This is a genomic window from Streptomyces sp. NBC_01352, assembly GCF_036237295.1.
In the GTDB taxonomy this organism is placed as follows: Bacteria; Actinomycetota; Actinomycetes; order Streptomycetales; family Streptomycetaceae; genus Streptomyces; species Streptomyces plumbiresistens.
Genome location: NZ_CP108354.1, coordinates 4,738,162 through 4,761,413, shown reverse-complemented (window position 1 = coordinate 4,761,413; position 23,252 = coordinate 4,738,162). Strand labels below are relative to the sequence as shown.

Genomic DNA, 23,252 nt, shown 5'->3' with positions numbered 1-23,252 from the left:
GAAAGTAGGCGACTTGTCCCCCCCGGTTGCACCCGGATCCGGGGCAGGCGCCCTGCGCTCAAGGCGCCTGCCGCGGGCCGGCTGGGTTCAGACGAGGGCGTGAACCGCGCGTCGGCTCGAACTACTCACCGGCGTGGACGAGTTCGATGTCATGGTCGTCCACATCACCGCCGGAGATCGTCACCGAGGCTGCCCGCGGCGGGTAGCCCGTCGCGATGACCGTGTACGCGCCGCTGTCCAGGTCGGAGAAGGCGTACGCCCCGTCGGGGCCGGTCGTGGCCGTGGCGACGACGTTGCCCGCGGCGTCCACCAGGGTCACCAGCGCGTCACCCAGCGGGATGCTCGCTCCGCGTACCGTGCCCCGCACCTGCGCCCCCGGCCGCAGCTCGACCTCTGTCCGGGTGGTCCCGGTGCCGCCGATCTCGACGGGCAGGGCCAGCGGGCGGTGCTTGGGGGAGTTGACCGCCAGGGTCACGGTCCCCGGCACCAGGTCGGCGATGGCGAACTCGCCCAGAGCGTCGGTGCGTGCGGTGGCCAGGACGTCTCCGCGGACGTCGGTCACGATGACCACGGCCTCCGCGACCGGGGCCCCGCTGTCGGCGGACAGCACCACACCGGCGAGGCCGCTGGTGCCGCTGAGCAGGATGTCGTACGGAACCGGCGCGTCACCGGCGACGACGATCGTCGAGGCCTGCGGCTGGCAGCCGTCGGCGGAGGCGATCAGGACGTACGAACCGGCGCCGGGCGCGTCCACGCCGTACGAACCGTCGCTCCGCGAGACCGACCGGCCGAGCTGCTTCCCGCCGAGGGAGATCAGAGTGACCGCAGCCGCGGCCACGGGGACGCGCTCGGCCCCGAGGATGTGTCCGCTAACCGTGACGCCGACGCCGACGCCGACGGGGCCGGTGAGTGAGCCGCTCGGACCGTCGTCACCCTCGGCGCTCGCCACGGAGGCGAGCGCCCCCGCCCGCTCCGGCGCCACGCCGACGGCCTGCCCGGCCTGCCCGACCGCAACCGGCTTACCGTCCGGCGTCCGAGGTCCCGCAACTACCGGACCTTCAACTGCCGGCGCCGCCACTACCGGACCCCCGTCGCCATCCACCGCCCCCACCTCGCCCGCCCCCCTGCGCGGAATGAACGCGGCGAGGCCGAAGGCAAGCAGCGCCGCGCACCCGCCAATGGCGAGGACGGTCTTGAAGCCGTCCTCGGAGGGCAGGGCGACCGAGCCGAGGTCGGTGGTCATCTGGGCCAGGATGACGCCGGCGACGGCGCTCGCGACCGATGTACCGATGGACCGCATCAGGGTGTTGAGGCTGTTCGCGGCGCCGGTCTGGGACGGCGGTACGGCGCCCATGATCAGCGCGGGCATGGCGCCGTACGTGAAGCCGATGCCGGTGCCGATGACGCAGGAGACCATCACGAACTGCCAGACCTCGTCCATCAGGAGGATCTGCAGGCCGTAGCCGGCGGCCACTATCAGGGCGCCGAGCATCAGGCTCACCTTCGGGCCCTTGGCCTTGGACAGGGCCGCGGAGACCGGTGCGATGACCATCATCACCAGGCCGCTGGGCGCCATGACCAGGCCCGCGGTGAGCAGCGACCTGCCCAGACCGTAGCCGGTCGCCTCAGGCAACTGCAGGAGCTGCGGAAGGACCAGGGACATCGCGAACATGCCGAAGCCGAGGGCGATCGACGCGAGGTTGGTGAACAGCACCTGGCGGCGGGCGGTGGTGCGCAGGTCGACCAGCGGCTGCTCGGTGCGCAGTTCCCACCAGCCCCACACCAGCAGGACCACGACGGCCGCCGCGAAGAGCCCGAGGATCGTGCCACTGCCCCAGCCCCAGTCACCGCCCTTGGAGATGGCCAGCAGCAGGCAGACCAGGCCGACCGCCATGCCGAGGCCGCCGACCAGGTCGAAGCGGCCGCCGGTGCGGACCTTGGACTCGGGTACGAGGAGCAGGACCAGCAGGAGGGCGACGGCGCCCATGGCCGCCGAGCTCCAGAACAGCATGTGCCAGTCGAAGTTGTCGGCGATCAGCGCGGCGGCGGGCAGTCCGAGGGCGGCGCCGACCCCCAGGGACGCACTCATCAGAGCGGTTGCGGAACCGAGCCGTTCGGCGGGCAGTTCGTCCCGCATGATGCTGATGCCGAGCGGGATCACACCGCCTGCCATGCCCTGCAGGACGCGTCCGACGATCATCGGGGTCAGGGAGTCGCTGAGGGCGGCGGTGACCGATCCGGCCACCAGCAGGACCAGGCTCATCAGGAGCATGCGGCGCTTGCCGTACATGTCACCGAGCCGCCCCATCATCGGTACGGCGACGGCGGCCGCGAGCAGCGTGGCGGTGACGGCCCACGCGGTGTCCGAGGCCGGGGCGTTCAGGAGCTGCGGCAGCTCCGGGACGATCGGGATCACCAGGGTCTGCATCAACGAGACGACGATCCCGCCGAAGGCCAGGACCGCGACGACGGTGTTGGCCCTGGGGCCCGCGACCTCTCCGTCGTCGGTGGGGCGGGGGAGCGCGTGGGACATGGGCCGAGCCTCCGGGTGGGATTGGGGGGCAGCGCGACATGTCCAAACTAAGTCAGTTGATTGACTTAAGCAAGTGTGGTCGGTTTTCGGGGAGGAGTGGTGAAGGGATTGGGGTCGCCAGCTGCCTCGTTTCCCTTCCGGCGCCCGTACCGCGAAGACCCCCCGGGCCCACACTGATTCCGGTACCGCGCAGACCCCCGGGGCACACTGATCCCATGTCCACCCGCCGCAGACACTGCCCCGAATGCCGTCGCGAGATCGCCGTCGTCGCCGGACGCTTCGCCCGGCACGACCCGCCCGGCGCGCGCGAGAACGGCGTACTCGTCTCGTGCCCCGGTTCCCGACGGCAGGCGGAACTCGGAGCCGCGCAGCCCACGTTGGACGGGTACGCAGTCCCCGTCTATCCAGGGCAGCTGCCCCTGTTCTAGGAGGCCCTAGGAGGTTCTAGGAGGTTCCAGGACGTGTCTGGGAGGTTCTGGGCGCGAGCCCCGCGGCCGAGTTACCGGTACCGCTACGAACCGGCCCGTACGTCCATCCGCGCCACCAACCCGTCCCCGTCGAACCGGTACACATGCTCGACGGTCCCGGCCCAGTGCTCCCCGCTCGCGTCCCGCATCCCGAGTCGTACGGTCGCCACCACCGCCTCGCCGTCCCCGTCGAGCCGGAGCCCCTCCAGCCCTACGAGGGGATGCCCGGCCGCGAACTGCCGTGCCCAGTACGCGCGTACCGCCTCGCGGCCGTGCAGCCGGACCCCGTCCAGCATGTTCGGCCAGTCCACGTCCGGGGCCAGGCACCGCGCGAGAAAGACGTCCCGCTCGTCGGTGGAGAACACCTCGTACATCCGCCGCAGCAGCGCCTCCCGCGCGGCCGGCACCCCCTCGGCGGCCATCTTCAGTTCCCCGCCACCGACTTCACCGCCACCGACACCGGCGAGGGCCCGCTGACCAGTTCCAGGGTCAGCCCGGCAGTCGCCGGGGAATCCACCAACTCCGCGAGTACGGCGGCCACATCGTCCCGCGGCACCGCGCCCCGGCCGGTGTGCGCCTCCAGCCGTACGAGACCGGTGCCGGCGTCGTTCGTCAGTGAACCGGGGCGCAGGATCGTCCAGTCCAGGGCGTCCAGTCCGCTCACGTACGCGTCCGCCTCGCCCTTGGCGCGCTGGTAGACGTCGAAGACCTCACTGCCCTCGTGTGCCGGATCCGCGCCCATGGACGACACGACCACGAAGCGCCGTACGCCCGCCCGGACCGCCGCGTCCGCGAACAGCACCGCCGCACCCTTGTCGACCGTGTCCTTGCGGGCCACCCCGCTGCCCGGACCCGCGCCCGCCGCGAAGACCGCCGCGTCGGTGCCCCGCAGCTGCGCCGCGACCTCCTCGACCGAGGCCGACTCCAGGTCCAGCAGCACCGGTTCGGCGCCGGCCTCCCGCAGATCGTCGCCCTGTTCGGCGCGGCGGATGAGCCCCGCGACCTCGTCTCCGCGCGCGGCGAGCAGACGCTCCAGCCGCAGCGCGATCTGACCATGACCACCAGCGATGACAATGCGCATGCTTCCGACCGTACGCCCGAACAGCCGCATCCGCCGCACGACTCCGGCCACACCTCAGGGCCTGCACATCAGGCACACGGCCCGGTGACCGCCCCCTACGACAACTGCCCGCGCCCTTGCCGAGGCAGCCCCAACTCCGCCGACGCAGCCGTGTCGCAGTACTCCCGTACCGCGCTCGTCCGCGCCACCACGCGCCCCCGGTGCACCACGATGCGGCTGTACGCGAGCGAGAGCGCCCCCGCCAGTCGTTCACCGCGTACCGCGAGCAACTCGGCCGGGAACCCGGCCTCCACGCGTACCTCCGGCAGACCCAGCACCGCTCGGGCCGACACGCTCACAGTGTCGTACGCCTCCTCGGGCCGCAGGCCGTAGCGGGAGGCCAGGAGATAGGCCGCCTCCAGCGGGTCGCCGCGCCCGACGGGGTTCGAGACGTCCCGCAGAGCGCCGCTGCCCGCGGCCACCCGCACTCCGGCCGCGCGCAGCAGCCGTACCGGAGCCGTGCCCCGCCGGTCGACACCCCCGCAGCCCCCCTGTGGCAGGCACACCACCGCCACGCCGGCCGCCGCGAGCTGGTCGGCGGTCCGGGACGCCACCTCGGCGGGCAGGCGCCCCAGACCACCGCAGGGCGCGAGGGTCACTCCGGGGCGCAGTCCGCCCGCCATGGCCGCGAGCCGGGACAGGCGGGCCGGGTCGGTGGCGTCGGTGTGCAGGTCCACGGGGCAGCCGTGTTCGGAGGCGACGTCCAGGACGGCCTGCACATAGCCCGTCGGATCGGGGTCGAGATCCGGACAGCCGCCCACCACGGAGGCGCCCATCTTCATCGCGTCCCGCAGCATCGCGAGCCCGTCGGCCCCGGCCACCCCGGTCAGCACCCTCGGCATCGCCACGGTCGTCAGCTCGGTGAACCCGCGCAGCGCCCGCTGTGCCTGGAGTACGGCGGCCAGCGTGCCGAGCCCCGGGACGTCGCCCACGCGCACGTGTGCCCGCAGCGCGGTGGCCCCGTGCCCGAGTTGCAGCAGGGCGGCCTCGGTGGCCCGACGCTGGACGTCCTGGATGTCGTACGAAACCGGACCCTCGTCGTCGGCGGACAGCGCGGTGTCGGCGTGGGCGTGCGGCTCGACCGGGGCCGGCAGGAGCAGATAGCCACCGAGGTCCAGACGCGCGCCACGCGCGCGTGCCCCGCCCGCCGAGAGACTCCCCGCCGTACCGACCGCCTCGATGCGCCCACCGCCCAGCCGTACGTCCACGGCCCGGCCGTCCGCGAGCCGCGCGCCGCACAACAGGAGAGAGGCCCCCTCGGCCCGTCCGGACGGCGAACGCGACGACGAACCGGACGAGGACGAGGACGACGACGGACCGGACGGGGAGGGGGGCGGCTGCGGCTGACTGTCGGGCATCGCGCTCCAGGGGCTCGGGGGCTGCGGGGCTCGGGAACTGCGGGCTCGGGGACTACGGAGGGGGCTCGGCGACTGCTGGCTATGGACTGCGGAAGGGATCGCAAGGGGACGCAAGATCACGCAGAGTGAGTCGAGCCTAGGGTGACCACCCGCTCGCTACAGGGAGGAGCGCAATAGTCGTACCGGTGTGGTCCACCGCACCGGAGGGGCCTGCGAGGCCCGTGGGAGGACCGCAGATCGGGGCAGGACGGGAGCCGCGAAACGGATTTGGGCGAACGGCGGGCGAGCGTGTAATGTCTTCATCGCTCGCCCCAATAGCTCAGTCGGCAGAGCGTCTCCATGGTAAGGAGAAGGTCTACGGTTCGATTCCGTATTGGGGCTCTGGTGTGAAAGGTTCCCGTCGCAAGGCGGGGCCCGATCGCATCTCAGCGGTGTAGCTCAGTCGGTAGAGCAAGCGGCTCATAATCGCTGTGTCACCGGTTCAAGTCCGGTCACCGCTACTGACAGTAGCCGATTGTGGGGTCGGTCCTTCGATCGGCTACTCTTCTATGCGTTAATGCTTAAACCGTCCCATCCGTTCGTCAAGGAGCACTCCTGTGGCTGCCACCGACGTCCGCCCGAAGATCACGCTGGCCTGCGTGGAGTGCAAGGAGCGGAACTACATCACCAAGAAGAACCGGCGTAACAACCCGGACCGACTGGAGATGAAGAAGCACTGCCCGCGTTGCAACGCGCACACCGCGCACCGCGAAACGCGATAAATCAGGCTCGTACGTGAGGCCGCCCCCGCAGTCGGGGGGCGGCCTCACGTCGTTTCGGTACAGCAGACTTCAGGAGGTGCCGAGCCATGGCGCTCGACCAGTCCTTCGTCGGGCGGAGCTACCCGCCCACCGACCCCTACGAGGTGGGCCGGGAGAAGATCCGTGAGTTCGCGGAGGCGGTGGGGGACGCCAACCCGGCGTACACGGACCCGGAGGCCGCCAAGGCGCTCGGTCACCCCGATGTGATCGCGCCGCCGACCTTCGTGTTCTCGATCACCTTCAAGGCGGCGGGACAGGTCGTCCAGGACCCGCAGCTCGGCCTTGACTACAGCCGGGTGGTGCACGGTGACCAGAAGTTCGAATACGTCCGCCCTGTGCGCGCCGGCGACCGGCTCGCTGTCACCTCGACCATCGAGGCGATCAAGTCCATGGCGGGCAACGACATCCTGGACATCCGGGGAGAGGTCCACGACGAGGCCGGCGAGCACGTCGTGACCGCCTGGACCAAGCTCGTGGCCCGTGCGGCCGAGGAGGCGTGAGCAGATGACCGCCAAGATCGCGTACAGCGATGTCGAGGTCGGCACCGAGCTGCCCGCCCAGACCTTCTCCGTGACGCGGGCCACCCTCGTCCAGTACGCCGGCGCCTCCGGCGACTTCAACCCGATCCACTGGAACGAGAAGTTCGCCAAGGAGGTCGGGCTGCCGGACGTCATCGCGCACGGCATGTTCACCATGGCCGAGGCGATCCGGGTGGTCACCGACTGGGCCGGCGACCCGGGATCGGTCGTCCATTACGGCGTCCGCTTCACCAAGCCCGTCGTCGTCCCGAACGACGACCAGGGCGCCACCATCGAGGTCAGCGGCAAGGTCGCGGCCAAGCTCGACGACAACACGGTCCGCGTCGACCTCACCGCGACCAGTGCCGGGCAGAAAGTGCTGGGGATGTCGCGGGCGGTCGTACGACTGGCCTGACCCTGGAGCAGCGGTAAGGGGCGTCCTCCATTGCGGGGCGCCCCTTACGCACAGGTGCATCTCGCCACTTAAGAGGCTGAGTCCGGCAGCCTTGACGTGGTTAGTGATTGAGTACTAACTTACTGGCATGGTCAGGATGAGCGCAGAAGAGAGGCGCGAGAGTGTCATCCGTGCGGCGACGGCCGAGTTCGCCCGTGGTGGATATCACGGCACTTCGACCGAGGCGATCGCCAAGCGGGTCGGCGTCTCGCAGCCGTACCTCTTCCGGCTCTTCCCGGGAAAGAAGGCGATCTTCCTCGCGGCGGCCGAGCGGTGCGTGGAGGACACCATCCGCACCTTCAAGGAGGCCGCCGATGGGCTGGAGGGCGAAGAGGCCCTGCATGCCATGGGGAACGCGTACACCAAGGTCATCGCGGAGCGGCCCGATCAGCTGATGATGCAGATGCAGATGTACGTCGCCGTGGCTGCCGCCGAGGAGGCCGGTGAGCACGAGTTCGGCGAGGCGGTGCGGGCCGGCTGGATGCGGCTGTGGGACACCGTCCACCTGCCCCTGGGGGCCGACGTCAACGAGACGACGACCTTCCTGGCGTACGGAATGCTCATCAACTGCCTGGCGGCCATGGGCTTCCCGCCCGAGCACCGGGTCTGGGAAGGGCTCTATCCGTCGGCGCGGGCCAAGGGCCGGCTGGAGCACTAGGAAACAGGAAACAAGAAGGCGTCATAGGCGCCTTTTTATGCGCGTGAAAGTTAGTCATCAATAACTAACTGACCTTGGTGATCAGTCGCTCAACGCTCTCTGGTCACTCTCCGATCACTCTCTGGGGGAGAGATGTCACAGCAGACAGCACGTCGCGGGGGAGCCGTCTGGGCCCTCGTCATCACCAGCGTCGCCGGATTCATGGCGGCCCTCGACAACCTCGTCGTCACCACCGCCCTGCCCTCCATCCGCGAGGACCTCGGGGGAGCGCTGGACGACCTGGAATGGACGGTGAGCGCCTACACGCTCACCTTCGCCGTCTTCCTCATGTTCGGCGCGGCGCTCGGCGACCGCTTCGGCCGCCGCCGGCTCTTCATCATCGGCACGGCGGTCTTCACCGCAGCGTCCGCCGCGGCGGCCATGGCGCCCGGCATCGACTCCCTCATCGCGGCCCGCGCGGTCCAGGGTGTGGGAGCGGCGATCATGATGCCGCTGACGCTCACCCTTCTCACAGCGGCCGTGCCCGCCGCCAAGCGCGGAATGGCGTACGGCATCTGGGGCGCCGTCAACGGACTCGCCGTCGCCTCCGGCCCGCTCATCGGCGGCAGCCTCACCGAACACATCTCCTGGCAGTGGATCTTCTGGCTGAACGTCCCACTGGGCATCGCCCTGCTGCCGCTCGCCCGGCTCCGACTGGCCGAGTCCCGCGGCTCCGATGCCCGGCTCGACGTACTCGGCACCGTGCTCGCCAGTAGCGGCCTCTTCGGGATCGTCTACGGCCTGGTCCGCAGCCCCGTCGACGGCTGGACCAGCCCTCTCGTCCTGACCGGCCTGTTCGCCGGGACGGCGCTGCTCACCGGCTTCGTCTTCCACAGCATCCGCGCCAAGCACCCCATGCTGCCGATGCGGCTGTTCCGCTCCCGCGCCTTCTCCGGGATCAACGCGGCCAGCCTCCTGATGTTCCTCGGCATGTTCGGTTCGATCTTCCTGCTCAGCCAGTACATGCAGGGCGTGCTCGGCTACTCGCCCACCGAGGCGGGCCTGCGGATGCTGCCCTGGACCGGCATGCCGATGCTCGTGGCGCCCATCGCGGGCATACTCTCCGACCGCATCGGCGGCCGCCCCGTCGTCGCCGCCGGACTCTTCCTCCAGGCGGCCGGCCTCGCCTGGATGGCCTCCGTGGTCACCGCCGACGCGTCCTACGGTGCCCAGCTGCCCGGCCTGATCATCAGCGGCGTCGGCATGGCCCTGTACTTCGCTCCCGCCGCCAACCTGGTGATGTCCAGCGTCCGCGCCCACGAACAGGGCATCGCCTCCGGCGCGAACAACGCGCTGCGAGAGGTCGGCGGCGCGCTCGGCATCGCCGTCATGGCGTCGATCTTCGCAGCGCAGGGTGGTTACGAGAGCGGGCAGGCCTTCGTCGACGGGCTGCGGCCGGCGTTGGTGACGGGCGCGGCGGTTGTGGCTGTCGCCGGGATCGCGGCGTTGCTGATCCCGGGACGGAAGAGTGCCGCGCGGCTGGCGGCGCCGGAGGATGCGGTGGCGGCGCCGGTGAGGGAGACGGCCTCTCGGTGAGTGTCGCGGGGTCGGTGTCGGGTGGTGGCCTGGGTTCGGGTACCCCGTGTTCCCAGTCACCGGCGCGGGCGCGGGCGTCCCTGGGGGCTCCGCCCCCAGACCCCCGACCTATGCCCACCCACCACCCGACTCGGTGGGTCGAGGGGTGGGCCTCACCCCTGAGGCTGCGCCCCCAGGGGCGGGTGGGGGCTGGGGATGGTCTCCACCTGCCACCCGACTGGGTTGGCCGAGAGGTAGCGGGGCTTGTCCTGGACTGCGCCGCCAGTGTGGGTGAGGGCTGGGGACGGTCTCCACCCGCCACCCGACTCGGTTGGCCGAGAGGCGAGCGCCGCCCTGGAGGCTGCGCACGGTCGAAAGGTGGGCCTCACACCTGGGGCTGCGTCCCCGCGGGTGGATGGGGGCTAGGGACGGTCCCTGCCACCCGACTCGGTTGGCCGACAGGGAGCGTCGCCCCGAAGGGTGGTCGGTCGGAAGGTGGGCGCTCCCGCGGTCGCGTACGGCGGGAAGGGGACGTGTCGGGGGGTGTCCGCCCGCAGCGGTTGGCGCGTCAACGCCGGTACCTCCCTGGCCGACCGATTCCGCGCCGTTCCGAGGACGGACACCCCCCGACACGTCCCCGACCCACCACCCAACCGAAGGCGCTACGCGCACCCAACCCGCACAGGCCGCCGCAGGCACAACGCCCCGCCCCCCGTCTCGTACTCTTGAGCGCGTGCAGGAACTCCACGACGCCCCCCTCGCCCCGCTGACCACCTTCCGGCTGGGCGGTCCCGCGGCCCGGCTGGTCACCGCGACGACCGACGCCGAGGTGATCGCCGCAGTCCGCGAGGCGGACGACAGCGGGACGCCCCTGTTGCTCATCGGCGGCGGATCGAACCTGGTCATCGGCGACAAGGGCTTCGACGGCACCGCGCTCGTCATCGCCACGCAGGGCTTCGCCCTCGACGGCACCCGGCTGGAGCTCGCCGCCGGCGAGGTGTGGACCGACGCCGTGGCCCGCACCGTGGAGGCCGGACTCGCCGGCATCGAGTGCCTGGCCGGCATCCCCGGCTCCGCCGGCGCGACCCCCATCCAGAACGTGGGCGCGTACGGCCAGGAGGTCTCCTCGACGATCACCGAGGTGATCGCCTACGACCGGACCACGCACGAGACGGTCACGATCCCGAACGCCGACTGCGCCTTCTCGTACCGCCACAGCCGCTTCAAGGCAGCCCCCGAGCGTTACGTGGTCCTGCGCGTCCGCTTCGAGCTGGAGGACGCCGACGGACTGTCCGGCCCGGTCAAGTACGCCGAGACGGCCAGGGCCCTGGGCGTGGAACCCGGCGACCGGGTGCCCCTCGCGGACGCCCGCGAGACCGTCCTCAAGCTGCGTTCCGGCAAGGGCATGGTCCTGGACCCCGAGGACCACGACACCTGGTCGGCCGGGTCCTTCTTCACCAACCCGATCCTCACCGAGCAGGAGTTCGCGGCGTTCCACGCGCGCGTGCACGAGCGCCTCGGCGACGGCGTGGTGCCGCCCGCCTACCCGGCGGGTGAGGGCCGCACCAAGACCTCCGCCGCCTGGCTGATCGACAAGGCCGGCTTCGGCAAGGGATACGGCACCGGCCCGGCCCGCATCTCCACCAAGCACACCCTCGCCCTCACCAACCGCGGCTCGGCGACCACCGAGGACCTCCTCACCCTGGCCCGCGAGGTGGTCACCGGTGTCGAAGACGCCTTCGGGGTCACCCTCGTCAACGAACCGGTGACGGTCGGCGTCAGCCTCTAAAGGCCCCGGCCGTCAGCCGGCCAGCCAGTCCTCCACCCCTGCCAACAGCTTCCCCTTCATGTCCTCGGGCGCCGCCGACCCACGAATGGACTGACGGGCCAGCTCCGCCAGCTCCAGGTCCGTGAAGGCATGGTGCCGGCGGGCGATCTCGTACTGGGCGGCCAGACGAGAGCCGAACAGAAGCGGATCGTCCGCCCCCAACGCCATCGGCACACCCGCCTCGAACAACGTCCGCAGCGGCACGTCCTCAGGCTTCTCGTACACACCCAGTGCCACGTTCGACGCCGGACACACCTCACACGTCACGCCCCGCTCCGCGAGCCGCTTCAACAGGCGCGGATCCTCCGCTGCCCGGACCCCGTGACCGAGCCGGTTCGCATGCAGGTCGTCCAGGCAGTCCCGTACCGAGTACGGCCCTGTCAGCTCGCCCCCGTGCGGCGCCGACAGCAGACCGCCCTCCCGCGCGATGGCGAAGGCCCGGTCGAAGTCCCTCGCCATGCCCCGGCGTTCGTCGTTGGAGAGGCCGAAGCCGACGACGCCCCGGTCGGCGTACCGCACCGCGAGACGGGCCAGCGTGCGTGCGTCCAGGGGGTGCTTCATGCGGTTCGCGGCGACCAGGACGCGCATGCCCAGCCCGGTCTCCCGCGAGGTCGTCTCCACCGCGTCCAGGATGACTTCCAGGGCCGGGATCAGTCCGCCCAGCCTCGGGGCGTACGAGGTCGGGTCGACCTGGATCTCCAGCCAGCCCGAGCCGTCCTTCACATCCTCCTCCGCGGCCTCCCGCACCAGCCGCTGGATGTCCTCGGGCTCTCTCAGGCACGAGCGCGCCGCGTCGTACAGGCGCTGGAAGCGGAACCAGCCCCGTTCGTCCGTCGCCCGTAGCTTGGGCGGTTCCCCGCTGATCAGGGCTTCGCTGAGCGTCTCGGGCAGACGCACGCCGTACTTGTCGGCCAGTTCCAGCACGGTGCCGGGCCGCATCGAACCGGTGAAGTGCAGGTGCAGATGGGTTTTCGGCAGCTCAGAGACATCACGTACACGCTCCATTCCAGGATCCTGCCGTACGTCCCTGCCGTCCCGGTAGCGCTTTCCCCTTTAGTGGTCTTGCTCGCACAAACAAACAGGGCGGCCACCTCCGAAGAAACCGGAGTCGGCCGCCCTGTGACCAAAGCTCAGTCCCGCGCCTCCGCCAGCAGCTTCTGGATCCGCGAGACCCCCTCGACGAGGTCCTCGTCCCCCAGGGCGTACGACAGCCGCAGATAGCCCGGCGTACCGAAGGCCTCGCCCGGAACGACCGCGACCTCGGCCTCCTCCAGGATCAGCGCGGCCAGCGCGACGGTGTCCTGCGGGCGCTTGCCGCGGATCTCCTTGCCGAGCAGACCCTTCACCGAGGGGTAGGCGTAGAAGGCGCCCTCGGGCTCGGGGCAGACGACGCCGTCGATCTCGTTCAGCATCCGCACGATCGTCTTGCGGCGGCGGTCGAAGGCCTCCCGCATCGTCGCGACGGCGTCCAGGCCACCCGACACCGCGGCCAGCGCCGCGACCTGCGCCACGTTCGACACGTTCGACGTGGCGTGCGACTGGAGGTTCGTCGCCGCCTTCACGACGTCCTTCGGGCCGATGATCCAGCCGACCCGCCAGCCCGTCATGGCGTACGTCTTCGCGACACCGTTGACCACGATGCACTTGTCGCGCAGCTCCGGGAGGATCGCGGGCAGGGACGTGAAGGTCGCGTCGCCGTAGACCAGGTGCTCGTAGATCTCGTCCGTCATGACCCACAGGCCGTGCTCGACGGCCCAGCGGCCGATCGCCTCGGCGTCCTCGGCGCTGTAGACCGCGCCGGTCGGGTTCGAGGGGGAGACGAAGAGGACGACCTTCGTCTTCTCGGTACGGGCTGCCTCCAGCTGCTCGACGCTGACGCGGTAGCCGGTCGTCTCGTCCGCGACCACGTCGACCGGCACACCGCCGGCCAGCCGGATCGACTCGGGGTACGTCGTCCAGTACGGCGCCGGGACGATGACCTCGTCGCCCGGGTCGAGGATCGCGGCGAAGGCTTCGTAGATGGCCTGCTTGCCGCCGTTGGTGACGAGGATCTGCGCGGGGTCGACCTCGTAGTTCGAGTCGCGCAGCGTCTTCGCGGCGATCGCGGCCTTCAGCTCGGGCAGACCACCGGCCGGCGTGTAGCGGTGGTACTTCGGGTTCTTGCAGGCCTCGACGGCCGCCTCGACGATGTAGTCCGGGGTCGGGAAGTCGGGCTCACCGGCGCCGAAGCCGATCACCGGCCGCCCGGCGGCCTTCAGGGCCTTGGCCTTGGCATCCACGGCGAGAGTGGCGGACTCGGAGATCGCGCCGACTCGGGCGGAGACCCGGCGCTCGGTGGGAGGGGTTGCAGCGCTCATGGGGCCCATCGTTTCAGACCGGAAACCACCCCGGCACGCGGGTTTCACAGACTGAACATGTACGGGCAAACCCCTGAACACCCGCCCGCATCCCGCTCGCATCCCGGCCGCGGCCAGGGCGATCCACAGTCGATCTTCCGCCGTTCTTCCGTCGACAGGGCGCCCACGGGCACTTTCTGTTCGACGATGGGCCACAGAACACGTACACTCTCACCTCGTTGGCCTTCAGCAGGCTGCGCTCAATCGGTGCACACCGAGCACTCGGTCGGATGCGGTACGTTGTTGGGGAACACACAAAGGGTCGTAGCTCAATTGGTAGAGCACTGGTCTCCAAAACCAGCGGTTGGGGGTTCAAGTCCCTCCGGCCCTGCTACACACTCCTTCGCCAGGATGTGTGCGCATGTACGTACAGCAGCAATGCACCGCCGTGCGGCTCAGACCGGGCGCGGCACGGCCACGACCCGGAATCAGGTGAGGACGAGTGACGGACGCCGTGGGCTCCATCGACATGCCTGATGCCGAGGACGAGGCGCCGGAGTCCAAGAAGAAGACTCGTAAGGGCGGAAAGCGTGCCAAGAAGGGCCCGCTGAAGCGCCTCGCTCTCTTCTATCGTCAGATTGTCGCCGAGCTGCGCAAGGTCGTCTGGCCTACGCGCGGCCAGCTGACGACGTACACGACCGTCGTGATCGTCTTCGTCGTCATCATGATCGGCCTGGTCACCGTGATTGACTATGGACTCGACCACGCCGCCAAGTACGTCTTTGGCTGAGCCAAGAGCGAAGGGCGCCGTCACCGGCGCCCCTTTCGCGTGTTCCACCCCCATGTATCCAGGAAGAAGCAGCCACCGTGTCTGACCCGAACCTGAACGAGGCCGTCGAGCCGGACGAGTCCGTGGAAGACGAACTCGACATCGTCGAGGGCGCGGACGAGGATCTGGACGAGGTCGAGGCTGCCGACGCCGACGCTGGTGAGCCCGCCGAGGACGCCGCCGTGCACGTCGAGGACGAGGACGAGACCGTCGCGGACGAGACTGACGCCGACGAGTCCGCCGCCGACGAGACCGTCGCGGAAGACGAAGCGGAAGCGGAAGAGGACGTCGAGGAGGAGCCGGCCGAGCCGGTCGACCCCGTCGCCGCCCTGCGCGAGGAACTGCGCACCCTCCCCGGCGAGTGGTACGTCATCCACACCTACGCCGGTTACGAGAACCGCGTGAAGACCAACCTCGAACAGCGTGCCGTCTCGCTGAACGTCGAGGACTTCATCTTCCAGGCCGAAGTGCCGCAGGAAGAGGTCGCGCAGATCAAGAACGGCGAGCGCAAGACCATCCGCCAGAACAAGCTCCCCGGCTACGTGCTGGTGCGCATGGACCTGACGAACGAGTCCTGGGGCGTCGTCCGCAACACCCCCGGCGTGACCGGCTTCGTGGGCAACGCCTACGACCCGTACCCGCTGACCCTGGACGAGATCGTCAAGATGCTCGCCCCGGAGGCCGAGGAGAAGGCCGCCCGCGAGGCCGCCGAGGCCGAGGGCAAGCCAGCTCCGCAGCGCAAGGTCGAGGTCCAGGTGCTGGACTTCGAGGTCGGCGACTCGGTCACCGTCACCGACGGCCCGTTCGCCACGCTGCAGGCGACCATCAACGAGATCAACCCCGACTCGAAGAAGGTCAAGGGCCTCGTGGAGATCTTCGGCCGCGAGACTCCGGTCGAGCTCTCGTTCGACCAGATCCAGAAGAACTAACGCCTTCGGCGACAAAGCCACCGTTCAGGTCAGACGGCTTCGCAGCCTGTCTGACCTGCTCGGTTTTTAGCCGCGCAGAGATACCCGTTAGGGTTGTGCGGTTGCCTTCGGGCATCAGGAAACTGACAGAAAAGACAGAGGACCCGGAATGCCTCCCAAGAAGAAGAAGGTCACGGGGCTCATCAAGCTCCAGATCCAGGCCGGTGCCGCCAACCCGGCGCCGCCGGTCGGCCCCGCGCTGGGTCAGCACGGCGTCAACATCATGGAGTTCTGCAAGGCGTACAACGCCGCGACCGAGTCGCAGCGTGGCTGGGTGATCCCGGTGGAGATCACGGTCTACGAGGACCGCTCCTTCACCTTCATCACCAAGACGCCGCCGGCCGCCAAGATGATTCTCAAGGCCGCGGGTATCGAGAAGGGCTCCGGCGAGCCGCACAAGACCAAGGTCGCCAAGATCACCGAGGCGCAGGTCCGCGAGATCGCCACCACCAAGCTCGCCGACCTCAACGCCAACGACCTGGACGCCGCCGCGAAGATCATCGCCGGTACCGCGCGTTCCATGGGCGTCACGGTCGAGGGCTGAGCCCCAACCCCCGCACAGCAGAAGAAGTGGCAGGGCCTGCTCGGCCCGCACCACGACTCCTCAAGAACACACAGGAGCAGTAGTGAGCAAGCGCAGCAAGTCTCTCCGCGCTGCGGACGCCAAGATCGACCGGGACAAGTTCTACGCCCCGCTCGAGGCCGTCCGCCTCGCCAAGGAGACCTCCACGAGCAAGTTCGACGGCACCGTCGAGGTCGCCTTCCGTCTGGGTGTCGACCCGCGCAAGGCCGACCAGATGGTCCGTGGCACCGTGAACCTCCCGCACGGCACCGGCAAGACCGCCCGGGTCCTGGTCTTCGCGACCGGTGACCGTGCCGAGGCCGCTCGTGCCGCGGGCGCCGACATCGTCGGCGCCGACGAACTCATCGACGAGGTGTCGAAGGGCCGTCTGGACTTCGACGCCGTCGTCGCCACCCCCGACCTCATGGGCAAGGTCGGCCGCCTCGGCCGTGTCCTCGGCCCGCGTGGTCTGATGCCGAACCCGAAGACCGGCACCGTGACTCCTGACGTCGTCAAGGCCGTCAACGAGATCAAGGGCGGCAAGATCGAGTTCCGCGTCGACAAGCACTCGAACCTGCACTTCATCATCGGCAAGGCGTCCTTCGACGACACCCAGCTGGTGGAGAACTACGGCGCGGCCCTGGACGAGATCCTTCGTCTGAAGCCGTCCGCCGCCAAGGGTCGCTACATCAAGAAGGCCGCGATCAGCACCACGATCGGCCCCGGCATTCCGGTCGACCCGAACCGCACCCGCAACCTCCTCGTCGAGGAGGACCCGGCTGCGGTCTGAGCCTGACGGCTCGCCTGGTCGGCGACGGGCCCCGCACCTTCTCGGTGCGGGGCCCGTTCCTGTGTGAGGGGACTGTGCCCTGGGTTAGCGTGCGCACAGGGCAATGGCACAGGGGGACGTATGAAGTGCACGACGGGGCGAGGCGGTGTCCGCTCGGTCGCGATGGCGGCCGCACTGACGGTGCTGACCGCCTGTACCTCCTCCGAGCCCTCCCCGAAGCCCGAGAACGACCGTGCGGCGACCTCCGAGTTCCTCCCGGCCCTGCGCCTGGCCGAGCGGTCCACCGACCGGGCCGAGTCGGCCAGGGTGCGGTCCACCACCGTCATGGGCACCCAGCTGTCCGTCGAGGCGGACGGCGCCCTGGACTGGGGCAGCGCGCTCACCGGCACCCTGACCATCACGTACACCGGCGGCACCACGGCCGACACGATGCGCGGCCTCGGCATCACGTCGATGGAGGCCCGCTATCTGTCCGACGCCTACTACGCGCGGATGGGCGACGCGTTCGCCGAGAAGGCCGGCGGCAAGCACTGGCTCAGGTACGTCTACGACGATCTCGAGGCCCTCGGCGGCGGTGGCGCGAACTTCGCCGACCAGATGCGCAACACCACGCCCAACCAGTCGGTGAAGCTGCTCCTGGACTGCGAGGACGTGCGCAAGGTCGGCGCGGAGACGGTGAACGGGCAGCCCACCACGCACTACTCCGGCACGGTCGAGGTGAGCGACGTCGCCGACGCCGAGCTGCGGCAGCAGCTGGAAGGGGCCGGGGTGACCACACAGACCGTCGACATCTGGGTCGACGACCAGGATCTGCTGGTCAAGAAGGTCGAGAAGGGCCGGATGGCCACCGGCGAGCTGACCCAGACCGCGTACTACAGCGACTACGGCGTGCGGGTCTCCGTACAAAAGCCTCCGGCCGGCGACACCGAGGACTTCAAGGAGCTCCTGAAGCAGCAGGGCGCGCTCGGCAACACCCCCTGAGCCACAGGGAAAGGTCACGGCCACAGGTGCGGACGCCGCGAGCTGGGCCCCGTACGGGCGGATTTGCTCGAGGGCGATCCGGTCGCGTACTCTCCTGAGGAAGCCAAAGACCGCTGGTCGTTGCCGTGTGCTCGTAAGAGGGCGCGGTGGCCGAAGGATCCGCTGAACTGCGGACGACCCGCGCAGGTGACCGTGGATGTGCTCCCGGAGTTCGCTGCTTGCGTTGCGAATGCCGGTCGAGCTACGCCCCGTGCGCCTGCGCCGGGGCGTTTCGTTCGTCCCAGCCCCTTCTGAGCGGTCCTCATCACCCGGAAGGAGGCCGACGCTCTATGGCAAGGCCCGACAAGGCTGCCGCGGTGGCCGAGCTCGCGGAGCAGTTCCGTAGCTCGAATGCCGCCGTGCTGACCGAGTACCGGGGTCTCACCGTGGCGCAGCTCAAGACGCTGCGTCGTTCGCTCGGTGAGAACGCCCAGTACGCCGTGGTGAAGAACACGCTGACCAAGATTGCGGCCAACGAGGCCGGGATCTCTACGCTCGACGACCTGTTCAACGGTCCGACGGCAGTCGCCTTCGTCACCGGTGACCCGGTGGAGTCGGCGAAGGGTCTTCGTGACTTCGCCAAGGACAACCCGAACCTCGTCATCAAGGGCGGTGTCCTTGACGGCAAGGCGCTGTCCGCCGACGAGATCAAGAAGCTTGCGGACCTCGAGTCCCGCGAGGTTCTGCTCTCCAAGCTGGCGGGTGCCTTCAAGGGCAAGCAGACTCAGGCTGCTCAGGTCTTCCAGGCGCTCCCGTCGAAGCTCGTCCGCACCGTGGACGCCCTTCGTGCCAAGCAGGACGAGCAGGGCGGTGCCGAGTAACTCGGCTCCCGAAATGATCGCTGCCTGAGGCTCCCCGCCTGAGGTGACGGTCGTCGCGGGCCGAACGTACGCCCGCCAGACATGTACATACCGGCACCAGCCGAAAAAGTGGAAGGATCGCCCATCATGGCGAAGCTCAGCCAGGAAGACCTGCTCGCGCAGTTCGAAGAGATGACCCTCATCGAGCTCTCCGAGTTCGTGAAGGCGTTCGAGGAGAAGTTCGACGTCACCGCCGCCGCCGCGGTCGCCGTTGCCGGTCCGGCCGGTCCGGCCGCCCCGGCCGAGGCTGCTGAGGAGCAGGACGAGTTCGACGTCATCCTCACCGGCGCCGGCGAGAAGAAGATCCAGGTCATCAAGGTCGTGCGTGAGCTGACCTCCCTGGGCCTCAAGGAGGCCAAGGACCTCGTGGACGGCGCCCCGAAGCCCGTTCTCGAGAAGGTCGCCAAGGAGGCCGCGGAGAAGGCCGCCGAGTCCCTCAAGGGCGCCGGCGCCTCCGTCGAGGTCAAGTGACCCCACGGAGTCCGCAGGACTCCTCTTGCTAGCTGACACAGTCCCTTCGAGAGGGCTGTAACGCTGACGCACCGAAGAGCGATCATCCATCCGGGTGGTCGCTCTTCGGCGTTCCGGGGAGCCGGGCGGCGGCTGCCTTGCACCGACGTTCGTGCGGAGTATGGTGATCTTCGTCGTGTCTCCGGGCGCCCCCGGTGCAGGCTGCAACGTGACGAGCGCAGCACCCGGTTCGGGCAAGGAGGGCCTTGACGAACCGCACGCAGCGCGCAATTCTCAGGACGCGTCGTCACAAGGATCCGAATCCGAGGCATGGATCGGCGACGAAGAGGGCAGTATCACCGTGCGTTGAGGACGTGGGCTTGCCGAAGGTGTTGAGAGCAACGAGGGTCTTGAAAAACCCGGACTGGACATCAGTGTGCCAAATGGCTACACTGACCCTTTGCGCTGCCTGTTAGCTGCCTCCTGCCCGTCACCAGGGGCATACCCTCGCTTGAGCACCGACGATCAGACCGTATCTGACCTGGCCATTTGAGCTGGAGAAGGAATCGTCTGTCTCTGTGTCCGGGAGAGGGACCGGTACGCGCGTAGTGAGTCCGAGCCCTCGGAAGGACCCCCTCTTGGCCGCCTCGCGCACTGCCTCGACCGCGAATACGAACAACGGCGCCAGCACCGCCCCGCTGCGCATCTCCTTTGCAAAGATCAAGGAGCCCCTCGAGGTTCCGAACCTTCTTGCGCTGCAAACCGAGAGCTTCGACTGGCTGCTCGGCAACGACGCGTGGAAGGCTCGTGTCGAGGCGGCTCTGGAGTCCGGTCAGGACGTCCCCACCAAGTCCGGTCTGGAGGAGATCTTCGAGGAGATCTCTCCGATCGAGGACTTCTCCGGGTCGATGTCGCTGACGTTCCGCGACCACCGTTTCGAGCCGCCTAAGAACAGCATCGACGAGTGCAAGGACCGCGACTTCACGTACGCGGCCCCGCTCTTCGTCACCGCCGAGTTCACCAACAACGAGACCGGCGAGATCAAGTCCCAGACCGTCTTCATGGGCGACTTCCCGCTCATGACCGGCAAGGGCACCTTCGTCATCAACGGCACCGAGCGTGTCGTGGTGTCGCAGCTGGTCCGCTCGCCGGGTGTCTACTTCGACTCCTCCATCGACAAGACGTCCGACAAGGACATCTTCTCCGCCAAGATCATCCCGTCCCGGGGTGCCTGGCTGGAGATGGAGATCGACAAGCGCGACATGGTCGGTGTGCGCATCGACCGCAAGCGCAAGCAGTCCGTCACCGTCCTGCTCAAGGCTCTCGGCTGGACCACCGAGCAGATCCTCGAGGAGTTCGGCGAGTACGAGTCCATGCGCGCCACCCTGGAGAAGGACCACACCCAGGGCCAGGACGACGCGCTGCTCGACATCTACCGCAAGCTGCGTCCGGGCGAGCCCCCGACGCGTGAGGCCGCGCAGACCCTGCTCGAGAACCTCTACTTCAACCCCAAGCGCTACGACCTCGCCAAGGTCGGCCGCTACAAGGTCAACAAGAAGCTGGGTGGGGACGCTCCGCTGAACGCGGGTGTCCTGACCGTCGAGGACGTCATCTCGACGATCAAGTACCTGGTGAAGCTGCACGCCGGCGAGACCGAGACGGCCGCCGACAACGGCCAGACGATCGTCGTCGAGACCGACGACATCGACCACTTCGGCAACCGTCGTCTGCGCAGCGTCGGCGAGCTCATCCAGAACCAGGTCCGTACGGGTCTGGCGCGTATGGAGCGAGTCGTCCGCGAGCGGATGACGACCCAGGACGTCGAGGCGATCACGCCGCAGACCCTGATCAACATCCGGCCGGTCGTCGCCTCCATCAAGGAGTTCTTCGGCACCAGCCAGCTGTCGCAGTTCATGGACCAGAACAACCCGCTGTCGGGTCTCACCCACAAGCGCCGTCTGTCGGCTCTGGGCCCGGGTGGTCTCTCCCGTGAGCGGGCCGGCTTCGAGGTCCGTGACGTGCACCCGTCCCACTACGGACGCATGTGCCCGATCGAGACCCCTGAAGGCCCGAACATCGGTCTGATCGGTTCGCTCGCCTCCTACGGCCGCGTCAACGCGTTCGGTTTCGTGGAGACGCCGTACCGCAAGGTCACCGGCGGTGTCGTCACCGACGACGTCGACTACCTGACGGCCGACGAAGAGGACCGATTCGTCATCGCGCAGGCCAACGCCGAGCTCAATGACGACATGCGTTTCACCGAGAACCGCGTCCTGGTCCGCCGCCGTGGCGGCGAGGTCGACTACGTCCCCGGTGACGACGTGGACTACATGGACGTCTCGCCGCGCCAGATGGTGTCGGTCGCGACCGCCATGATCCCGTTCCTCGAGCACGACGACGCCAACCGTGCCCTGATGGGCGCGAACATGATGCGTCAGGCCGTGCCGCTCATCAAGAGCGAGTCCCCGCTCGTCGGCACCGGCATGGAGTACCGCTCCGCCGTCGACGCCGGCGACGTGGTCAAGGCCGAGAAGGCGGGTGTGGTCCAGGAGGTCTCCGCGGACTACATCACCACCGCCAACGACGACGGCACGTACATCACGTACCGCCTGGCCAAGTTCGCCCGCTCCAACCAGGGCACCTCGGTCAACCAGAAGGTCATCGTCAACGAGGGCGACCGGATCATCGACGGCCAGGTCCTGGCCGACGGTCCGGCCACCGAGAACGGCGAGATGGCGCTGGGCAAGAACCTGCTCGTGGCGTTCATGCCGTGGGAGGGTCACAACTACGAGGACGCGATCATCCTGTCGCAGCGCCTCGTGCAGGACGACGTCCTCTCCTCGATCCACATCGAGGAGCACGAGGTCGACGCCCGTGACACCAAGCTCGGCCCCGAGGAGATCACCCGGGACATCCCGAACGTCTCCGAGGAGGTCCTCGCCGACCTCGACGAGCGCGGCATCATCCGTATCGGTGCCGAGGTCGTCGCCGGCGACATCCTGGTCGGCAAGGTCACGCCCAAGGGCGAGACCGAGCTGACCCCGGAGGAGCGCCTGCTCCGTGCGATCTTCGGTGAGAAGGCCCGTGAGGTCCGTGACACCTCGCTGAAGGTGCCGCACGGCGAGATCGGCAAGGTCATCGGCGTCCGCGTCTTCGACCGTGAAGAGGGCGACGAGCTGCCGCCGGGCGTGAACCAGCTGGTTCGTGTCTACGTGGCGCAGAAGCGCAAGATCACGGACGGCGACAAGCTGGCCGGCCGTCACGGCAACAAGGGTGTCATCTCCAAGATCCTGCCCATCGAGGACATGCCGTTCCTCGAGGACGGGACCCCGGTCGACATCATCCTGAACCCGCTGGGTGTGCCGTCCCGAATGAACCCGGGACAGGTCCTGGAGATCCACCTCGGCTGGCTCGCCAGCCGCGGCTGGGACGTCTCCGGCCTCGCGGAGGACTGGGCACAGCGCCTCCAGGTCATCGGCGCCGACCAGGTCGACCCCGGCACGAACGTGGCGACCCCGGTGTTCGACGGCGCCCGCGAGGACGAGCTGACCGGTCTGCTGCAGCACACCATCCCGAACCGCGACGGGGACCGTCTGGTCCTCCCGACCGGTAAGGCGCGGCTGTTCGACGGCCGTAGCGGTGAGCCGTTCCCGGAGCCGATCTCGGTCGGCTTCATGTACATCCTGAAGCTGCACCACCTGGTCGACGACAAGCTGCACGCCCGGTCGACCGGTCCGTACTCGATGATCACCCAGCAGCCGCTGGGTGGTAAGGCCCAGTTCGGTGGCCAGCGCTTCGGTGAGATGGAGGTGTGGGCGCTGGAGGCTTATGGCGCCGCGTACGCCCTCCAGGAGCTGCTGACCATCAAGTCCGACGACGTCACCGGCCGCGTGAAGGTCTACGAGGCCATCGTCAAGGGCGAGAACATTCCCGAGCCCGGCATCCCCGAGTCCTTCAAGGTGCTCATCAAGGAGATGCAGTCCCTGTGCCTCAACGTGGAGGTGCTGTCCTCGGACGGCATGTCCATCGAGATGCGCGACACCGACGAGGACGTCTTCCGCGCTGCGGAGGAGCTTGGCATCGACCTGTCCCGGCGTGAGCCGAGCAGCGTCGAAGAGGTCTGACGGGAGTTCGGAGGCCTTCGCCA

The 23,252-nt window shown here is 68.8% G+C and carries 21 protein-coding genes and 3 tRNA genes; 18 read left to right on the top strand and 6 right to left on the bottom strand.

The window, feature by feature from the left end; all coding sequences use genetic code 11:
• Positions 1 to 121: 121 nt before the first annotated feature.
• Positions 122 to 2,533: an MFS transporter gene (locus OG252_RS21990; RefSeq protein WP_329338104.1), complete on the bottom strand. Its 2,412-nt coding sequence runs from the start codon at positions 2,531 to 2,533 to the stop codon at positions 122 to 124.
• A gap of 215 nt (positions 2,534 to 2,748) precedes the next feature.
• Here OG252_RS21990 and OG252_RS21985 point away from each other — a divergent pair, with 215 nt between their 5' ends.
• Positions 2,749 to 2,961 (top strand): hypothetical protein, encoded by a 213-nt coding sequence (locus OG252_RS21985; protein WP_266435177.1) that lies wholly within the window; start codon positions 2,749 to 2,751, stop codon positions 2,959 to 2,961.
• 83 nt (positions 2,962 to 3,044) lie between these two features.
• Here OG252_RS21985 and OG252_RS21980 read toward each other — a convergent pair whose 3' ends face one another.
• From OG252_RS21980 to OG252_RS21970, 3 genes are all read right to left on the bottom strand, one after another.
• Complete coding sequence (locus tag OG252_RS21980; RefSeq protein WP_266435175.1) at positions 3,045 to 3,422, bottom strand: nuclear transport factor 2 family protein; 378 nt, start codon at positions 3,420 to 3,422, stop codon at positions 3,045 to 3,047.
• Between the two features lie 2 nt (positions 3,423 to 3,424).
• Positions 3,425 to 4,081, bottom strand: a complete 657-nt coding sequence (locus OG252_RS21975) for an SDR family oxidoreductase (RefSeq protein WP_329338102.1) — start codon at positions 4,079 to 4,081, stop codon at positions 3,425 to 3,427.
• A gap of 95 nt (positions 4,082 to 4,176) precedes the next feature.
• Positions 4,177 to 5,478 (bottom strand): amidohydrolase family protein, encoded by a 1,302-nt coding sequence (locus OG252_RS21970; protein WP_266435171.1) that lies wholly within the window; start codon positions 5,476 to 5,478, stop codon positions 4,177 to 4,179.
• A 308-nt stretch (positions 5,479 to 5,786) separates the two neighbouring features.
• On the opposite strand from OG252_RS21970, the gene OG252_RS21965 reads away from it, so the two are divergent.
• The 8 genes from OG252_RS21965 (at position 5,787) to OG252_RS21930 (ending at position 11,251) form a co-directional block, all read left to right on the top strand.
• Positions 5,787 to 5,859 (top strand) — tRNA-Thr (locus tag OG252_RS21965).
• Between the two features lie 46 nt (positions 5,860 to 5,905).
• Positions 5,906 to 5,978: transfer RNA gene (locus OG252_RS21960), tRNA-Met, on the top strand.
• Positions 5,979 to 6,074: 96 nt separating this feature from the next.
• Complete coding sequence (gene rpmG, locus OG252_RS21955) at positions 6,075 to 6,239, top strand: 50S ribosomal protein L33 (RefSeq protein ID WP_003948671.1); 165 nt, start codon at positions 6,075 to 6,077, stop codon at positions 6,237 to 6,239.
• A gap of 86 nt (positions 6,240 to 6,325) precedes the next feature.
• The gene (locus OG252_RS21950; RefSeq protein WP_266435169.1) at positions 6,326 to 6,778 is read left to right on the top strand and encodes a MaoC family dehydratase N-terminal domain-containing protein; all 453 of its coding nucleotides are present in this window, start codon (positions 6,326 to 6,328) and stop codon (positions 6,776 to 6,778) included.
• 4 nt (positions 6,779 to 6,782) lie between these two features.
• Complete coding sequence (locus OG252_RS21945) at positions 6,783 to 7,211, top strand: MaoC family dehydratase (RefSeq protein WP_266435167.1); 429 nt, start codon at positions 6,783 to 6,785, stop codon at positions 7,209 to 7,211.
• Positions 7,212 to 7,338: 127 nt separating this feature from the next.
• Complete coding sequence (locus tag OG252_RS21940) at positions 7,339 to 7,908, top strand: TetR/AcrR family transcriptional regulator (protein WP_266435165.1); 570 nt, start codon at positions 7,339 to 7,341, stop codon at positions 7,906 to 7,908.
• A gap of 132 nt (positions 7,909 to 8,040) precedes the next feature.
• Positions 8,041 to 9,483 (top strand): DHA2 family efflux MFS transporter permease subunit, encoded by a 1,443-nt coding sequence (locus OG252_RS21935; RefSeq protein WP_266435163.1) that lies wholly within the window; start codon positions 8,041 to 8,043, stop codon positions 9,481 to 9,483.
• A gap of 712 nt (positions 9,484 to 10,195) precedes the next feature.
• A complete protein-coding gene (locus OG252_RS21930) occupies positions 10,196 to 11,251 on the top strand; it encodes a UDP-N-acetylmuramate dehydrogenase (RefSeq protein WP_266435161.1) in 1,056 nt (351 codons plus the stop codon).
• A gap of 12 nt (positions 11,252 to 11,263) precedes the next feature.
• Here OG252_RS21930 and OG252_RS21925 read toward each other — a convergent pair whose 3' ends face one another.
• Both OG252_RS21925 and OG252_RS21920 read right to left on the bottom strand, forming a co-directional pair.
• Positions 11,264 to 12,295 (bottom strand): adenosine deaminase, encoded by a 1,032-nt coding sequence (locus OG252_RS21925; protein ID WP_329338096.1) that lies wholly within the window; start codon positions 12,293 to 12,295, stop codon positions 11,264 to 11,266.
• 125 nt (positions 12,296 to 12,420) lie between these two features.
• Positions 12,421 to 13,647: a pyridoxal phosphate-dependent aminotransferase gene (locus OG252_RS21920; protein WP_266435156.1), complete on the bottom strand. Its 1,227-nt coding sequence runs from the start codon at positions 13,645 to 13,647 to the stop codon at positions 12,421 to 12,423.
• Between the two features lie 297 nt (positions 13,648 to 13,944).
• On the opposite strand from OG252_RS21920, the gene OG252_RS21915 reads away from it, so the two are divergent.
• The 9 genes from OG252_RS21915 to rpoB all read left to right on the top strand — a co-directional run bounded on the left by OG252_RS21915 (position 13,945) and on the right by rpoB (position 23,229).
• Positions 13,945 to 14,017, top strand: a tRNA-Trp gene (locus tag OG252_RS21915).
• A 111-nt stretch (positions 14,018 to 14,128) separates the two neighbouring features.
• Complete coding sequence (gene secE / locus OG252_RS21910) at positions 14,129 to 14,416, top strand: preprotein translocase subunit SecE (RefSeq protein WP_266435154.1); 288 nt, start codon at positions 14,129 to 14,131, stop codon at positions 14,414 to 14,416.
• 77 nt (positions 14,417 to 14,493) lie between these two features.
• Positions 14,494 to 15,384: a transcription termination/antitermination protein NusG gene (gene nusG / locus OG252_RS21905; protein WP_307676694.1), complete on the top strand. Its 891-nt coding sequence runs from the start codon at positions 14,494 to 14,496 to the stop codon at positions 15,382 to 15,384.
• 148 nt (positions 15,385 to 15,532) lie between these two features.
• Positions 15,533 to 15,967 carry a 50S ribosomal protein L11 gene (gene rplK, locus OG252_RS21900; RefSeq protein ID WP_266435150.1) on the top strand — a complete coding sequence of 145 codons (435 nt, stop codon included), beginning with the start codon at positions 15,533 to 15,535 and terminating at the stop codon, positions 15,965 to 15,967.
• Between the two features lie 82 nt (positions 15,968 to 16,049).
• Positions 16,050 to 16,775, top strand: a complete 726-nt coding sequence (rplA, locus tag OG252_RS21895) for a 50S ribosomal protein L1 (protein ID WP_266435148.1) — start codon at positions 16,050 to 16,052, stop codon at positions 16,773 to 16,775.
• A gap of 120 nt (positions 16,776 to 16,895) precedes the next feature.
• Positions 16,896 to 17,756 (top strand): LppX_LprAFG lipoprotein, encoded by an 861-nt coding sequence (locus OG252_RS21890; protein ID WP_329338090.1) that lies wholly within the window; start codon positions 16,896 to 16,898, stop codon positions 17,754 to 17,756.
• 329 nt (positions 17,757 to 18,085) lie between these two features.
• On the top strand, positions 18,086 to 18,616 hold the full coding sequence (gene rplJ, locus OG252_RS21885; protein WP_030039746.1) for a 50S ribosomal protein L10: 531 nt from the start codon (positions 18,086 to 18,088) through the stop codon (positions 18,614 to 18,616).
• Positions 18,617 to 18,742: 126 nt separating this feature from the next.
• Positions 18,743 to 19,126 carry a 50S ribosomal protein L7/L12 gene (gene rplL / locus OG252_RS21880; protein ID WP_266435141.1) on the top strand — a complete coding sequence of 128 codons (384 nt, stop codon included), beginning with the start codon at positions 18,743 to 18,745 and terminating at the stop codon, positions 19,124 to 19,126.
• Positions 19,127 to 19,743: 617 nt separating this feature from the next.
• On the top strand, positions 19,744 to 23,229 hold the full coding sequence (gene rpoB, locus OG252_RS21875) for a DNA-directed RNA polymerase subunit beta (RefSeq protein WP_266435121.1): 3,486 nt from the start codon (positions 19,744 to 19,746) through the stop codon (positions 23,227 to 23,229).
• The last annotated feature ends 23 nt before the right edge of the window (positions 23,230 to 23,252 follow it).